Annotated in this window: 12 protein-coding genes; 7 read left to right on the forward strand and 5 right to left on the reverse strand. The window is 62.0% G+C overall.

All coding sequences use genetic code 11. The features are described from left to right. Positions 1 to 251: 251 nt before the first annotated feature. Positions 252 to 1,013 (forward strand): NAD kinase, encoded by a 762-nt coding sequence (locus ABWV42_RS18170; protein ID WP_255109337.1) that lies wholly within the window; start codon positions 252 to 254, stop codon positions 1,011 to 1,013. A 6-nt stretch (positions 1,014 to 1,019) separates the two neighbouring features. Here the strand turns inward: ABWV42_RS18170 and ABWV42_RS18175 are convergent, their stop codons facing one another. The 4 genes from ABWV42_RS18175 to ABWV42_RS18190 form a co-directional block, all read right to left on the reverse strand. Beyond that, positions 1,020 to 2,168, reverse strand: a complete 1,149-nt coding sequence (locus ABWV42_RS18175; RefSeq protein WP_353341417.1) for a M24 family metallopeptidase — start codon at positions 2,166 to 2,168, stop codon at positions 1,020 to 1,022. Positions 2,169 to 2,248: 80 nt separating this feature from the next. Next, positions 2,249 to 3,463 (reverse strand): threonine ammonia-lyase, encoded by a 1,215-nt coding sequence (locus tag ABWV42_RS18180; protein ID WP_353341418.1) that lies wholly within the window; start codon positions 3,461 to 3,463, stop codon positions 2,249 to 2,251. A gap of 186 nt (positions 3,464 to 3,649) precedes the next feature. After that, entirely contained in the window at positions 3,650 to 5,542 is a 1,893-nt protein-coding gene (gene prpE / locus ABWV42_RS18185) for a propionate-CoA ligase PrpE (protein ID WP_353341419.1), read from the reverse strand. Positions 5,543 to 5,815: 273 nt separating this feature from the next. Continuing rightward, entirely contained in the window at positions 5,816 to 8,095 is a 2,280-nt protein-coding gene (locus ABWV42_RS18190; RefSeq protein WP_353341420.1) for an NADP-dependent malic enzyme, read from the reverse strand. Between the two features lie 178 nt (positions 8,096 to 8,273). Here ABWV42_RS18190 and ABWV42_RS18195 point away from each other — a divergent pair, with 178 nt between their 5' ends. The 6 genes from ABWV42_RS18195 (at position 8,274) to ABWV42_RS18220 (ending at position 14,159) form a co-directional block, all read left to right on the forward strand. After that, positions 8,274 to 8,666, forward strand: coding sequence for a cytidine deaminase (locus tag ABWV42_RS18195; protein ID WP_353341421.1), 393 nt, complete (start codon positions 8,274 to 8,276; stop codon positions 8,664 to 8,666). Positions 8,667 to 8,671: 5 nt separating this feature from the next. Next, the gene (locus ABWV42_RS18200; RefSeq protein ID WP_353341422.1) at positions 8,672 to 9,976 is read left to right on the forward strand and encodes a thymidine phosphorylase; all 1,305 of its coding nucleotides are present in this window, start codon (positions 8,672 to 8,674) and stop codon (positions 9,974 to 9,976) included. Then, positions 9,976 to 11,187, forward strand: a complete 1,212-nt coding sequence (locus tag ABWV42_RS18205; RefSeq protein ID WP_353341423.1) for a phosphopentomutase — start codon at positions 9,976 to 9,978, stop codon at positions 11,185 to 11,187. The genes ABWV42_RS18200 and ABWV42_RS18205 overlap by 1 nt, the downstream gene beginning before the upstream one ends. After that, positions 11,184 to 12,170 carry an adenosine deaminase gene (locus ABWV42_RS18210; RefSeq protein WP_353341424.1) on the forward strand — a complete coding sequence of 329 codons (987 nt, stop codon included), beginning with the start codon at positions 11,184 to 11,186 and terminating at the stop codon, positions 12,168 to 12,170. Before ABWV42_RS18205 ends, ABWV42_RS18210 begins: the two co-directional genes overlap by 4 nt. After that, positions 12,167 to 12,799 (forward strand): uracil phosphoribosyltransferase, encoded by a 633-nt coding sequence (gene upp, locus ABWV42_RS18215; RefSeq protein WP_255109349.1) that lies wholly within the window; start codon positions 12,167 to 12,169, stop codon positions 12,797 to 12,799. Before ABWV42_RS18210 ends, upp begins: the two co-directional genes overlap by 4 nt. Before the next feature lie 133 nt (positions 12,800 to 12,932). Continuing rightward, positions 12,933 to 14,159 (forward strand): SPOR domain-containing protein, encoded by a 1,227-nt coding sequence (locus ABWV42_RS18220; protein ID WP_353341425.1) that lies wholly within the window; start codon positions 12,933 to 12,935, stop codon positions 14,157 to 14,159. 54 nt (positions 14,160 to 14,213) lie between these two features. Here ABWV42_RS18220 and ABWV42_RS18225 read toward each other — a convergent pair whose 3' ends face one another. Continuing rightward, a complete protein-coding gene (locus tag ABWV42_RS18225; RefSeq protein ID WP_353341426.1) occupies positions 14,214 to 15,230 on the reverse strand; it encodes a M48 family metalloprotease in 1,017 nt (338 codons plus the stop codon). Positions 15,231 to 15,271: the final 41 nt, after the last annotated feature.

Genomic DNA, 15,271 nt, shown 5'->3' on the forward strand with positions numbered 1-15,271 from the left:
TCCAAACAGCTCGGGGTCACGGGTGGCCAGGGATTCGGTGAAAAAACCGGAATCGCGAACAGTGGTCATGGGCATTGCTCCATAAAATGGGTGATATTTCGAGGATTTTCCTATCGGAAACACATAGGGGGAGAAAGGGCTGAAAGCGACGTGACGCTTTGTCTGAGCGGCGATACTGGTGCCTTGGGTGGAGATGTGCTTCGATCGGAAACACCGTTTAGGGCATTGGAAACAGGATTCGGGGAAAAAACATGCCTGAGAGAATCGCCTTTCTGGCCAGTGACGCGCCGGTTGCCCAGACCGCGCGGGCGGCTTTGATCAGCCGATATGGCAATGTCGCGCCGGATGGTGCCGACGTGATCGTGGCCCTTGGTGGCGACGGTTTCATGCTCCAGACCCTGCACGGGACACAGGAACTCGACCTGCCGGTCTACGGGATGAACCGGGGCACGGTGGGGTTCCTGATGAACGAATATGTCGAGACCGGGTTGCCTGAACGCCTTGCCGCGGCCGAGGAAGAGGTGATCAACCCGCTTGCGATGCGGGCGACCTGTGCCGATGGCACGGTGCATGAGGCCCTGGCGATCAACGAGGTCTCGCTGCTGCGGGCCGGGGCGCAGGCGGCAAAGCTGCGGATTACGATTGACGGGCGGTTGCGGCTGGATGAACTGGTTTGTGATGGCGCGCTTCTGGCGACGCCCGCGGGATCGACGGCCTATAACTATTCGGCGCACGGGCCGATCCTGCCGATCGGGTCGGATGTTCTGGCTCTGACGGCGGTGGCGGCGTTCCGGCCACGGCGCTGGCGCGGGGCGCTGGTGCCCAAGAACGCGCGGGTGCGTTTTGATGTGCTGAACCCCGAGAAACGCCCGGTCATGGCCGAGGCGGACAGCCGAGCGGTACGCAATGTCCTGAATGTCGAGATCAGTTCGGATGACTCGATTGCGCACCGTATCCTGTTCGATCCCGGCCACGGGCTTGAGGAACGGCTGATCCGCGAACAGTTCGTGTGACTCTGCCTAGGCGGGCAGGATCACGTCTTCCAGCGTCTTTGGGTGATTGGTGAGCGGTTCATAGCCGTCTTGGGTGATGATGAAACTGTCGCCGACCTGGGCGCGGAAATCGCTGGTGGCGACAGAGCCGTCGACGGCGAGCACCATGCCGGGTTGCAGGATCGTGGTATCGCCGGTGACAAGTTGCGGATGTTCCAGAAATGAAAACCCCGTCGCGCGGCCACAGCGGAAGGGATAGTCGAAGCCTGCCTCCTGAATGACCTCGGCATAGGCGGCGTGGACGCTTTCGGCGGTGACACCGGGGCGCAGGGCGGCAAGGGCCGCCTGCTGGCTTTTGACGGCGGTTTCATAAAGCGCGACCTGGGCGGGATCGGCGCTTTCGATCCAGAAGGTGCGATCGAAGCCCAGTTTGAAGCGGTGAAAGTTGGTCATGCCGCAGAAACACAAGAAAACGGGTTCGGTGCGGCGCATCACGCGGGTCGAGGCGCGGTGGTGGGTCTTGGTGATGGTGTCGCCCGAAGCCATGATCTGGAGGAAATGCGTGGTGGGCGACATGTCCCTGTCGTCGTAATGCGCGGCCAGAAGGCCGGCGGCGGTGCGGGTTCCGGCCTGGGAGATCGCCAGGGCCACCTCGTATTCCGGTGTTCCGTCCGAGATGGCATCGCGGCCTGCCTGCATCATCGCGTTGGCAACTTGTCCGGCGTGGCGGGCCAGTTGCAACTCTTCGGCCGACTTGATCATCCGCATGTCGGAAAGGATGGGGGTGACGGAGGTCAGGGTTTCCTTGTCGACGAGACTGTCAACATAGGCGCGCACCACGGGGGGCATGTGATCCGGTTCAAGCGCGACCTTGCGGGCGGTGCCGATGGCGGCGGGCAGTTCGGCGCGCCATTCCTCTCCAGCACCATCGTTCCAGTCGGCAATGCGGTCGACACGGGCCGAGGACCGGGCTGCGACAAGGTCGATCGTGGGGGTGATGAGGAGGGTGTCACCGTCGCGGGGGACAACAAGGATGGTGGGGCGGCCAAACTCCATATGGAGATAGTCGTAGTAGCCGGTCAGATAGTAGACGTTGTCGTCATCCGTGATCAGGGCAACGTCGATTCCGGCGGCCTTCAGTCGGTCGCGAAAGGCGTCCATGCGGGTTTGGAACATGCGGGGTCCTCCTCTCTGTCAGAAAGGAGGCTAGCCCCGCATTCGCAAGGCGCATGTCCGGGAGCGACATGGGGTCGGGATTAGACCAGCGGGTTGTCGGTACGCAGGGTGTAGCCCGCGCCGCGCAGATTGGCGACGATCTCTTTCACGTGCAGGAGGTCGCGGGCTTCAATCACGATTTCCAGCTCGGCCTGTTTGAGCGCCACGGTCTGCATCATGCGCTGGTGGATCACCTCGATCACATTGGCCCCGCTTTCGCCGATGATGCGCGAGATGTCGGAGAGTTGGCCGGGGGTGTCGTCGATCTCGAAGGTCAGGCGGGTGATGCGCCCGTCGCGCACGAGGCCGCGCAGGATCAGGGTCGACAGCATTCGGGAATCGATGTTGCCGCCACAGACCACGAGGCCCACTTTCTTGCCCTTGAAGGCCTCGGCATTGTTCTTGATCACGGCGAGGCCCGCGCCTGCCGCGCCTTCGGCAACCAGCTTTTCGTGGCTGAGAAGGTCGAAGATGGCCTCTTCGATCTCGGTTTCCGAGGCGGTTTCGACGCGGTCCACGAGGGCGCGGATGGTCTCGATATGGGTTTGTGCCGGGGCGCGGACGGCAATGCCCTCGGCAAGGGTTTTGCCCTTGTTTTGCGCCTCGGTGCCGTCGATGGCGGCCTTGACCGCATCAAAGGTTTCGGCCTGCGCGCCGATGATCTGAATGTCCGGTTTGATCGACTTGGCGGCAACGGCGATACCTGCGATCAGGCCGCCGCCGCCAATGGGCACGACGATGGTGTCGAGATCGGGTTCCTGTTCCAGCATTTCGATGGCGACGCTGCCCTGACCGGCGGCGACGGTGGGATCGTCGAAGGGGTGGATGAAGGTCATGCCCTTGTCGCGGGCCATGTCGAGGGTGAACTGGACGCTTTCGTCAAAGCCGGTGCCGTGCAGGATGACTTCGGCCCCGAAATCGCCTGTGCGCTTGACCTTGTTGAAGGGGGTGCCTTCGGGCATGACGATGATCGAGGGGATGCCAAGCAAGGAGGCGTGATAGGCCACGCCCTGCGCGTGGTTGCCCGCGCTACAGGCGATGACGCCGGCCTTGCGCTCGTCTTCTGTCAGCGTCAGCAGTTTGGCCAGCGCGCCACGGGCCTTGAAGGCGTTGGTGTGCTGGAGGTTTTCGAGCTTGAGGTAAAGATCAAACCCCAGTTGCAGGGAAAGACGAGAGGCGTGCACCGTTGGTGTGATCACCGTCGCCGGTTTGATCGCGGCATAGGTGGATTGGATCAGTTCCGGGGTCAGGCTCATGACATGTCTTTCTTGTGTGCGCGGTTTCGGGACGACCTTGGGGGCGCCCGGAGGGGATAGAGGGTTTTCGTAAGGGCAAAGTCAATCGCGTGGCCCTGCGAAAGCGACACCCCGCGCGTCGATCCGCGGCACAAACGAAAAGACCCCGCGCTTGGCGGGGTCTTGACGTAGCCTTGGGCGAAGAGGTTAGCCCTTGGCGTAACCGATGGTTTGCAGCGCGTCCTTGATCTCGTCGAGGATGGCGGGATCGTCGATGGTGGCCGGCATCTTGTAGGGGGTGCTGTCGGCAATGTTGACCATGGTGCCGCGCAGGATCTTGCCCGAGCGGGTCTTGGGCAGGCGATCCACAACCACGGCCAGTTTGAAGGCAGCAACCGGGCCGATCTTTTCGCGCACCAGTTTCACCACTTCCTTGACCACATCGCCATGATCGCGGTCCGTGCCAGCGTTCAGGCAGAGGAAGCCGACGGGCATCTGGCCCTTGAGCTGGTCGGTCACGCCGATCACCGCGCACTCTGCCACGTCGGGGTGACCTGCCAGCACTTCTTCCATGCCGCCGGTCGAGAGACGGTGGCCCGCGACGTTGATGACGTCATCGGTGCGCGCCATGATGTAGACATAGCCGTCTTCGTCCATCATGCCCGCATCGCCGGTCTCGTAGTAGCCGGGGAAGGTGTTGAGGTAGGATTTCTTGAAACGCTCTTCCGCGTTCCACAGCGTCGGCAGGGTGCCGGGGGGTAGGGGCAGCTTGATTGCGATGGCGCCAAGGGTGCCCGCTTCGACCGGGTGGCCAGCATCGTCGAGGATTTCGACCTGATAGCCCGGCATCGGCACGGTGGGCGAGCCCAGTTTGATCGGCAGTTCCTCGATACCGATCGGGTTGGCCGCGATCGACCAGCCGGTTTCGGTTTGCCACCAGTGATCGACCACCGGCACCTGAAGCTGTTCCTGCGCCCAGACGATGGTGTCGGGGTCGGCGCGTTCACCGGCAAGGTAGACCTGCTTAAGGCAGGAGAGATCGTATTTCTTGACGTATTCGCCAGTCGGGTCTTCGCGTTTCACTGCGCGGAAGGCGGTGGGGGCGGTGAAGAACGACTTGACGTTGTGTTCCGAGATCACACGCCAGAAGGTACCGGCGTCGGGGGTGCCGACCGGTTTGCCTTCGAAGACGATGGTGGTGTTGCCGTGGATCAGCGGACCATAGCAGATGTAGGAGTGGCCCACGACCCAGCCCACGTCGGAGGCGGCCCAGAAGACATCGCCCGGTTCGACATTATAGAGGTTTTTCATCGTCCAGTTCAGCGCAACCAGCTGGCCCGCGGTGTGGCGGATGACGCCCTTGGGCTGACCGGTGGTGCCGGAGGTGTAGAGGATATAGGCGGGGTGGTTGCCTTCGACCGGCACACATTCCGCCGGTTCAACGCCGTATTGGAAGCCGTGCCAGTTGACGTCGCGGCCCGGGGTCAGTTCGGCGACTTCCTGTTCGCGCTGGAAGATGACGCAGAAGTCGGGCTTGTGTTCGGACAGATCGATGGCCCCGTCGAGCAGCGGTTTGTAGTGTACCACGCGGCCCGGCTCGAGACCGCAGGAGGCGGCGATGATGGCCTTGGGTTTGGCGTCGTCGATGCGGACGGCCAGTTCGTTGGAGGCAAAACCACCGAAGACAACCGAGTGCACCGCGCCAAGGCGGGCGCAGGCCAGCATGGCTTCCAGCGCTTCGGGGATCATCGGCATGTAGATGATGACGCGGTCGCCCTTTTCGATGCCCTTGGCGCGCAGGGCGCCTGCAAGGTTGGCCACGCGGTTGCGCAGCTCGACATAGGAGATTTCGCGTTTGGTGTGGGTGATCGGGGAGTCGTAGATGATTGCGGTCTGTTCACCACGGCCCGCTTCGACATGGCGGTCAACGGCGTTCCAGCAGGTGTTGACCTTGGCGTCGGCGAACCATTCGTAGAGGTTTTCCCCCTTGTCGAAGAGCGCCTGCTTTGGTGCTTCGTCCCAATCGATTGCCTGGGCGGCCTCCATCCAGAACCCCTCGGGATCGTTTTTCCAGCCCTCGTACACGTCTTTGTAAGCCATGACACTTCTCCTCCAATCTGGTTGCAGAACAGTTACGGGAGTGCAGCGTAGGCGGGCAATAAGTTTTAGGGACGTCGCGTCAGATTATCGCGGAAAATTTGCAGTTGGTGTGTAAATTGGCTTGCAAATTTTTGCAAATACATGGTTATATTGCTATTTAGCTGGAAATTTGGCGATTTTTGCAAATTTGCTAATTTTTTTACTGCAAAGAAAAAGGGCGCGAGAATCGCGCCCTGTTCGAGGATTCGTTCCGGTGTGTCCGAGCCAGGTGGATCAGCCGTAGTGCGCCACGGGCGTGCCCGCGATCGCCGCCATGTTGAGCAGGCCGCGCGCAGTGATCGACGGAGACACGATGTGGGCTTTGTTGCCCATGCCCATGAGGATCGGTCCGACTTCGAGGCCGTCGGCGCGCATCTTGAGGATGTTGCGCACGCCGGATGCTGCGTCGGCATGGGCAAAGATCAGCACGTTGGCCTCGCCCTGAAGGCGCGAGTTCGGGAAGATGCGGTTGCGCAGTTCCGGATCGAGCGCCGCATCAACGTTCATTTCGCCTTCGTAGGTGAAATCGCGTGGTTCGCTGTCGAGGATGTCAATGGCCGCGCGCAAGCGTTTACCGGCGCCTTCCGCTTGGTTGCCAAACTGCGATTGCGAGCAGAGAGCGATGTTCGGTTCAAGGCCGAAGCGGCGGACGTGGCGGGCGGCACCCACCACGGTTTCCGCGATCTGTTCCGGTGTCGGCAGAGACCAGACATGGGTGTCGGCGATGAACAGGGGGCCGTCTTCGAGGATCATCAGCGACAGTGCGCCGTGGGGACGGTAGGAGGCGTTGCCAAGAACCTGGTTCACGTAATTCAGGTGCCAGCGGTATTCGCCGAAGGTGCCACAAATGAGGCTGTCGGCCTCGCCCCGGTGTACCATGATCGCGCCGATGGCGGTGGTGTTGGTGCGCATGATGGCCTTGGCAAGGTCGGGCGTGACCCCGCGGCGCTGCATGATCTCGTGGTAGGAGTTCCAGTAGTCATAGTAGCGCGGGTCGTTTTCCGGGTTCACGATCTGGAAATCCCGGCCGAGGCGAATTGAAAGACCGTGGCGTTCGCAGCGGGCCTCGATTACTTCCGGGCGGCCAATGAGGATGGGCGTTTCGGTGGTTTCCTCAAGGATTGCCTGAGCGGCACGCAGGACGCGCTCATCTTCGCCCTCGGCAAAGACAATGCGGCGCGCCGCCTTGCTGGCGGCCTCGAAGACCGGGCGCATCAGGAGGGCGGATTTGAAGACCGACTGGTTCAGCTTGTGAATATAGGCATCGATGTTGTCGATGGGGCGGGTGGCGACGCCGCTGTCCATCGCGGCCTTGGCCACCGAGGCCGAGACCACACCCACTAGGCGTGGATCAAAGGGTTTCGGGATCAGGTAGTCGGCACCGAAGTTCAGTTGCTCACCCTTGTAGGCGGCGGCTGCCTCGGCACTGGTGGTGGTGCGGGCGAGTTCCGCGATGCCGTCGATACAGGCCAGTTGCATCTGGTCGTTGATCTCGGTCGCGCCGACGTCGAGCGCGCCCCGGAAGATGAACGGGAAGCAAAGAACGTTGTTGACCTGGTTGGGGAAGTCCGAGCGACCGGTGGCAATGATCGCGTCCGGTTTCACGGCGCGGGCGTCCTCGGGCATGATCTCGGGTGTCGGGTTGGCGAGCGCGAAGATGATCGGCTGATCGGTCATCTTGGCGACCATCTCGGGTTTCAGGACGCCCGGGCCGGACAGGCCAAGGAACATGTCCGCGCCTTCGATGACCTCGTCCAGAGTGCGTTTGTCGGTGGCCTGTGCGTATTCGGCCTTTTGCGGCGTCATTTCCTCGGTGCGCCCCTCGTATACGACGCCCTTGATGTCGCAGAGCCAGACGTTTTCGCGCTTCACACCCAGCTTGAGCAGCATGTTGAGGCAGGCGATGCCCGCCGCGCCACCGCCGGTCGAGACGATCTTGATGTCTTCGAATTTCTTGTCCGCAACGCGCAAGGCGTTGGTGGCGGCGGCGCCGACGACGATGGCGGTGCCGTGCTGGTCATCGTGGAAGACGGGGATGTTCATCTTCTCGCGGCACAGTTTTTCAACAATGAAGCAATCCGGTGCCTTGATATCTTCGAGGTTGATGGCGCCGAAAGTGGGTTCGAGAGCGCAAACGATTTCAGCAAGCTTCTCTGGGTCAGATTCGTTGACCTCGATATCGAAGCAGTCGATGTTGGCGAATTTTTTGAAGAGGACCGCTTTGCCTTCCATTACTGGCTTGGAAGCTAGGGCGCCAATGTTGCCAAGGCCCAGCACCGCAGAGCCGTTAGAAACCACGGCCACGAGATTGCCGCGTGCCGTGTAACGTGATGCGTTTGCTGCACTTTCCTTGATTTCCAGGCAGGCCTCAGCGACGCCGGGACTGTAGGCGCGGGACAGGTCGCGCCCGTTTGCCAGCGGCTTGGTAGCGCGAATTTCGAGTTTTCCGGGTTTCGGCTGTTCGTGGTAGAACAGCGCCGCCTGGCGCAAAGTTTCTTTGGACGTGTCGGACATGGTAGAGGCCTCGGATTCTCAAGTTAGTTTAGCATTAAACTATTTCTTTCGGAAAGGGAATGGCTTGTATTGACCATAGGGCATCCCCCCTTGCAAAAATATGTCGCAGGCCGCAGTGTCGATAACTGACCAAATAGTCAGAACTGGCCGAGATCATCCAGATCACGAGAGGGGAGCCATGAGCTTGCAAAAAGACGCACTGGCGGTGCGAGAAAACGCCTATGCACCTTATTCCAACTTCAAGGTTGGCGCGGCGATCCGTGCCGAGAGCGGCGAAGTTTTTACCGGGTGCAATGTTGAAAACGTCGCCTATCCCGAAGGCACATGCGCCGAGGCGGGTGCGATCGCGGCGATGATTGCGGCGGGTGAGACCCGTTTGACCGAAGTCTATGTTGTCGCCGACAGCAGCCATCCGGTGACCCCCTGTGGCGGGTGTCGCCAGAAGCTTTCAGAGTTCGGCACAAGCGATGTTGTCGTGACGATGGCGAACCTTGAGGGCACTGAACTCAAGATGACACTGGCCGAGCTGTTGCCGGGAGCCTTTACCGAAGCGCATATGGACAAGGCCTGATCGTCATGGACGCGCGCGCGATCATTGCCCATTTGCGCCGGGGAGAAGACCCCAGCCGCGAGGAACTGGCCTGGTTCGCCCAGGGGCTGGCGGATGGGCGCGTTTCGGATGCGCAGGCCGGGGCCTTTGCCATGGGTGTTTGCCTGAGAGGACTTGGGGAAGAGGCGCGGGTTGCCCTGACGTTGGCGATGCGCGACAGCGGCGACACGATGTCGTGGTCCTGTGATGGTCCGGTATTGGACAAGCATTCAACGGGTGGCGTCGGGGATTGCGTCTCGATCGTGCTGGCGCCTGCGCTTGCGGCCTGCGGGGCCTATGTGCCGATGATCTCGGGGCGCGGTCTTGGCCATACTGGCGGGACGTTGGACAAGATGGAAGCCATTCCGGGGCTGCGCACGGGTGTTTCAGAGGCGGAATTCAAGAGCGTTGTCGGCGAGGCTGGATGTGCCATTGTTTCGGCCAGCGGTGAAATTGCCCCGGCTGACAAGCGGCTTTATGCGATCCGTGACGTGACCGCGACGGTGGAGAGCCTCGATCTTATCACGGCATCGATCCTGTCGAAAAAGCTCGCCGCGGGGCTTGAGGGGCTGGTGCTGGATGTAAAGGTCGGCACGGGGGCCTTTATGAAGAGCGCGGATGAGGCGCGGGCTCTGGCCCAGTCGCTTGTGGACACCGCCAACCTTGCGGGATGTCCGACAAGTGCGGTGATCTCTGACATGAACCGCCCGCTGGCGCCGTCCCTTGGCAACGCGCTTGAGATCGCAGACTGCATGGACGTTCTGACCGGCGAGACGGGTGGTCCGTTGCTGGACCTGACCGCGGAGCTTGGCGGCGTGCTTCTGGCGAATGCCGGTCTGGCAGGGGATGTGGATGCCGGGGCGAATGCGATCGGCAAGGCGATTGCAGATGGAAGGGCGGCAGAACGGTTTGGCCGCATGGTCGCGCTGATGGGCGGGCCGGTGCAGTTTGTCGAGAACTGGCGACGGTTCCTGCCCGAAGCGACGGTTATCCGCGAGGTTGCCGCTCCAGAAAGCGGCTTTGTGACCGCGATGGACGGCGAGGCGTTGGGCCTGGCGGTTGTGGCGCTGGGTGGCGGCCGGCAGGTGGAAAGCGATGTGGTTGATCCCAGCGTCGGGTTTTCCGACGTGGTGACATTGGGTCAGAAGGTGGTTAAAGGCCAACCCCTGCTGCGGATTCATGCAGCCCGCGAAGAGGCGGCGCGCAAGGCGGAGCAGGCGGTTTTGGCGGCGATCACCCTGGGGCAGGAGGCTCCGGTCGTGCCGCCCCTGGTGCATGAAAGGATCGGCTGATGGCGCGGGCATTCCTCGTGGTGATGGATTCGGTGGGCTGTGGTGGCGCGCCGGATGCCGATCGGTTTTTCAACGGCGACCTGCCGGATGTGGGGGCGAACACGCTTGCCCATATCGCGCAGGCCTGTGCCGAGGGTCGCGCGGAAGAAGGGCGAAGCGGGCCTCTGAGCCTGCCGAATATGGATCGCCTTGGGCTTGGGGCTGCGGTGCGGCTTTCAAGCGGCGAGGATACACCGGGGCTGGACGCAGTGCCGACGGGGACATGGGGGGCAGCGACCGAGCGTTCGGCGGGCAAGGACACGCCCTCGGGACACTGGGAGTTGGCCGGATTGCGGGTGCCCTGGGACTGGACCTATTTTCCGGATGAAACCCCGTCTTTTCCTGCGGAATTGGTGGCCAAAGTCTGCGAGATTGCCGGAGTCGAGGGTATTCTTGGCAATTGCCATGCGTCGGGGACGCAGGTGATTGCCGATCTTGGCGAGGCGCATATCCGCACCGGGCAGCCGATTTGCTATACCAGCGCCGACAGCGTGTTCCAGATCGCGGCCCATGAAGAGCATTTCGGGCTGGAGCGGTTGTTGGATCTTTGCAAACAACTGGCGCCGGTGCTGCACGAGATGAAGGTGGGGCGTGTGATCGCGCGGCCCTTCGTGGGCAGTGTCGAGGCAGGCTTCGAGCGCACAACCAACCGCAAGGATTATGCCATCGCGCCGCCCGAGCGGGTTCTGATGAACTGGGTTCAGGATGCCGGGCGCAAGGTTCATGGCGTCGGCAAGATCGGCGATATATTCTCGATGACTGGTATCGATGACTGCGTGAAGGGCGCGGATGCCAAGCTGATGCAGGACTTGCATGACCTGGTGGATACTGCCGAGGATGGAAGTCTGACCTTCGCAAATTTCGTGGAGTTCGACAGTCTCTATGGCCATCGCCGCGACATTTCCGGTTATGCACGCGCACTGGAGTGGTTTGATCGCGAGATTGGCAAGGTGATTGGCAGGTTGCGAGAGGATGATCTTCTGGTGCTGACCGCCGATCACGGCAATGACCCGAGCTGGCCCGGAACCGATCACACGCGAGAGCGCGTGCCAGTTCTGTGCGCGGGGGCAGGGGCCAAGCAGGCCGGAATCGTGGAATTCGTGGATGTGGCGGCCAGCGTGGCGGCGCATCTGGGGGTGAAAAGTGAAGGGCCAGGGAGGAGTTTCCTGTGAGCGTGAGTGATCTGCCCAAGGTCGAGTTGCACCTGCACCATGAAGGGGCCGCGCCGCCGGAGTTTATCCGGCAGTTGGCGTTCGAGAAGAAGGCCGATCTGAGCCGCGTGTTTGATGAGCGGGGTGGCTATGCCTTTGAGAACTTCGTTCACTTCCTGCAGGTCTATGAAGCGGCAACCAGCGTTTTGAAGACGCCGGAAGACTATGCCCGGCTGACACGTGCGGTGCTTGAGCAAAGTGCCGCGAACGGCGTGATCTACTGCGAAACCTTTCTGTCGCCGGATTTCTGTGGTGGGGGGGATGTTGCAGCGTGGCGGGAATACCTTGCGGCCATTCAGGAAGCCGCGGATCGTGCCGAGGCCGAATGGGGCGTGATCCTGCGCGGGATCGTGACGCCCGTGCGCCATTTCGGGCCGGAACAGGCCAAGCGGACGGCGTTGTGTGCGGCCGAGACGGCCGGTGATTGGATTGTCGGGCTTGGCATGGGCGGGGACGAGGGCAAGGGCCATCAGGGTGACTTTGCCTATGCCTTTGACATGGCGCGGGAGGCGGGGCTGCGGCTGACCACCCACGCAGGCGAGTTTGGCGGCCCCGAGAGTGTCTGGGAAGCGATCCGCGATCTGAACGTGGAGCGGATTGGGCATGGGGTGCGCGCAATCGAAGACCCGAAGCTTGTGGCGGAACTCGTGGCGCGGCAGATCACGCTGGAGGTGTGCCCGGGCTCCAACGTGGTTCTGGGTCTTTATCCCTCTTTCGCGGCCCACCCGATCCAGCGGCTGCGCGAGGCGGGGGTACGGGTTACGGTGTCGACCGATGATCCGCCGTTTTTCCATACGACAATGCGTCGGGAGTATGACATGCTGGCCGAGGCGTTTGGCTGGGAAGAAGATGATTTCCGCGCGATCAACCTAACGGCCGCCGAGGCGGCATTCTGCGACGAGGACACTCGGGCGCGTATCAAGAAGAAACTGGAGAGCAACTGATGGATCACCTGACCGTCGTCGATCACCCGCTGGTGCAACACAAACTGACCATTATGCGTCAGACGGATACCTCGACCGGCGAATTTCGCCGCCTGCTGCGTGAGATCAGCCAATTGATTGCCTATGAGGTGACGCGCGAGTTGCCGATGACCACCAAGCGGATCGACACGCCGATGCAGGAAATGGACGCGCCGGTGCTTGCCGGGCGCAAGCTGGCGCTGGTCTCGATCCTGCGGGCGGGCAACGGTCTTCTGGACGGGATGCTGGAACTGATCCCCTCGGCGCGAGTCGGGTTTGTTGGTCTTTACCGTGACGAAGAAACGCTTGAGCCCGTGCAATACTATTTCAAGGCACCGGACAATCTTGGCGAGCGTCTGGTGATTGCCGTCGACCCGATGCTGGCGACGGGTAACTCATCTGCGGCGGCGATTGATCTTCTGAAGGAGCAGGGCGCAAAGGACATTCGCTTCCTTTGCCTGCTGGCGGCGCCGGAAGGGGTTGCGCGGATGAAAGAAGCGCATCCCGATGTGCCGATCGTGACGGCCGCACTCGACGAGCGCCTGAACGAAAAGGGCTATATCATGCCCGGTCTGGGCGACGCAGGTGACCGGATGTTTGGCACCAAATAATGGTGCGCGGCCCGTGTCCCGCCGGGGGCGGGCCGCTAATCCAAAGAAAATAAGGCCATTTTGTGACCCTATGGAAGGTTTACTCATATAGGGTTTTGCGGCTAGACTAGCCCCAATATATTGTGGGGGCACAATGAAACTGAGCAGAGCAATAGCGATTGCCATTATCGCGGGATCATTCGGGGTCGCGGCGGGCGTTAACGCCCAGTCCCTGAGAAACGTGGACACGCCGAACGAATTTCCACCGGCATCCTACAAGGGCAAGCAGTACGTCGACAGCAAGGGCTGTGTTTACATCCGCGCCGGCATTGATGGGAATGTGACCTGGGTGCCGCGCATGACGCGGGATCGCAAGGTTGTTTGCGGCTATAAGCCGACAAACCCCGGTGGCACGACATCTGTGCAGGCTGCGCCGAAGCTCGACAAGAACGTTGTCCAAATTGAGGCCGCGTCTCCGGAAACACAGACCGCGCCAAAACCGGTTGCCGCGGCTGCGCCGAAACCCACGACGCGCGTGGTGACGAAACCGAAGACGACAGTGCGCAAGGTCAAGCCCGCTGCTGCCGCGCCTGTTGTCGTGACCCCTGCAAAGCCCAAGACGAAACCGGCCATGGCCAAGACCAAGCCGCGTCGTTCGCTGGAACAGGTACCGCGCCAGACCGGGTATGATGCGCCCTGTCGGACCGGTGTCGTGTCAAAGTACAAGGTGCGTTGTGGTCCGCAGGCCGAGTTGCCCTATACCCCCGGAACCGGCAAGGCGACAGCGCCTGCGCCCGTGATCCGCATCCACCGCGAGGGATACCTGCGTGGTCGCGTTGTGCGCGAAGGTGAAGTAGGGCCACACGTGCGCGTCGTGCCGCGTCACGTCTATGAAGACCGCTATCATGCCATGGTAAATGCAGAGGCTCCGGCGGGCTACCGTGCGGTGGATTTCGGCGATGACCGTTATAACCCCTATCGCGCCGAGCAGACCTTTGCCGGCAAGGCGCAGATGGATGGCGTCTGGGTTGATGGGACGCCACGGGTTCTGCGTCGGGGAACTGCGGCCGAAGGTTATGTCTCGACCAAGTCGGCGGGATCGCCGGTGGTGTCCACGCGCAGCGAGAGCAAGGAAAAGGCCCTGCGCCTTTCGGGCCGCGCCTATGTGCAGGTGGCGACCTACGGTGATGCCGCCACGGCGCAAAGCGTTGCCCGCAAGGTGCGCAGCCTTGGGGTGCCGGTCAAGATCGGGAAGTACACGCGCAGCGGTGTCACCAAGCGTATGGTTCTGGTTGGCCCGTTTGCCGATGATGGGGCTGCCGAAAGCGCGGCGCAGAAAGTGCGCGGCGCGGGCTATGCCGGAGCCTTTGTGCGCAACTGATTTCGACTGTTGGTTTAGAAAGAAGGGCACGCCTCCTGGGGCGTGCTTTTTGATTCAACTGTCGCAGATGCCCTGAAGCGCAACCCAATCGCCATCGGTGAGAACGGGCTCGGGGGTGGTGACAAAGGGATCGGCTTCGATCAGGTCAATCGTGCTTTCGCCGGAGGGGTCCAGCGCAAAGGCATAGGGCGTGGATTTGACCTGTTTTTCCGAGAACAGCGCCAGCAGGTCTTCTGTCGGCGGCGTGTAATGGGGGAGCAGGACCAGCGCCTCGGCATAGGCGCGCAGGGCACCATCGGGCAGGGAGCCGGTGGTCAGGAGGCGGAAGGTTGCGCCGATGCCCGCGTGCTCCAGCAACTGTCGCAGGGCATCGTGTTCGCGGGACTCGGCCTTTTGGGCAAGGATAAAACCCGCGGCAACATCCGGTTCTTCGAAGTCTTCTACAATGGCACGGTTCATCAGGATCGTGCCGCCGGGCAGGGTAGCCGTGTCGCGAACGCCGTCCCGCACCACGACAAGGTTCGGAACGTCAAGACGGGTGGCGAGTTTGCCAAGCGCCGGTGTGGCAAGCAGGCTGGAACAGGGTTTTCCGGTGAGATGGATCAGGTGGGTTTGCAGCGATGTGCCGATCTCGGCCCGTTTTGCATCAGGCACAACCGAAACCGCATGGTTGCGCAGCGCATCCGGCAGCCAGAACACGGCGAGGGCGGCGATGCCAAGGGCGAGGCTGCCCAATGTGACAAGCCGGAGGCGGCCGGGGCGCGGGCGACGACGATGCAGGGCGGAGCGCAGTTTCTCGATGGCATCCACCATCTCGTCTTCGCCGTCCGCGAGTTCCAGCGTTTCGCCGGGATCGCCGTCTGGTGCATAGATCGCCGGACGCTGGCCGGGGTTCTGGCGGGCCACGGCGGGGAGGGACCAATGCGCGAGGGGCCGGTCCTGTGTATCGGTGATGGTGAGCGTGGCCTCGCCAATCGAGACGATGACATCACGGCGCTGGGCGTCGCGGGACGGACGCCAGAGGCCGGTTGCCTCGATGCGATCATATTTCTGAAGGGCGGTTTTGCTCATTGGGTGGTGCCGGGCTGCTCTGCCTCTGTTGGCGCGACACT

Source organism: Pelagimonas sp. KU-00592-HH (genome assembly GCF_040369695.1).
GTDB lineage: Bacteria > Pseudomonadota > Alphaproteobacteria > Rhodobacterales > Rhodobacteraceae > Shimia.

Bases quoted from the DNA above. Each gene is read 5' to 3' on its own strand.
- ABWV42_RS18170 (WP_255109337.1), top strand. From the start codon at position 252: ATGCCTGAGAGAATCGCCTTTCTGGCCAGTGACGCGCCGGTTGCCCAG.
- ABWV42_RS18175 (WP_353341417.1), bottom strand. From the start codon at position 2,168: ATGTTCCAAACCCGCATGGACGCCTTTCGCGACCGACTGAAGGCCGCC.
- ABWV42_RS18180 (WP_353341418.1), bottom strand. From the start codon at position 3,463: ATGAGCCTGACCCCGGAACTGATCCAATCCACCTATGCCGCGATCAAA.
- prpE (WP_353341419.1), bottom strand. From the start codon at position 5,542: ATGGCTTACAAAGACGTGTACGAGGGCTGGAAAAACGATCCCGAGGGG.
- ABWV42_RS18190 (WP_353341420.1), bottom strand. From the start codon at position 8,095: ATGTCCGACACGTCCAAAGAAACTTTGCGCCAGGCGGCGCTGTTCTAC.
- ABWV42_RS18195 (WP_353341421.1), top strand. From the start codon at position 8,274: ATGAGCTTGCAAAAAGACGCACTGGCGGTGCGAGAAAACGCCTATGCA.
- ABWV42_RS18200 (WP_353341422.1), top strand. From the start codon at position 8,672: ATGGACGCGCGCGCGATCATTGCCCATTTGCGCCGGGGAGAAGACCCC.
- ABWV42_RS18205 (WP_353341423.1), top strand. From the start codon at position 9,976: ATGGCGCGGGCATTCCTCGTGGTGATGGATTCGGTGGGCTGTGGTGGC.
- ABWV42_RS18220 (WP_353341425.1), top strand. From the start codon at position 12,933: ATGAAACTGAGCAGAGCAATAGCGATTGCCATTATCGCGGGATCATTC.
- ABWV42_RS18225 (WP_353341426.1), bottom strand. From the start codon at position 15,230: ATGAGCAAAACCGCCCTTCAGAAATATGATCGCATCGAGGCAACCGGC.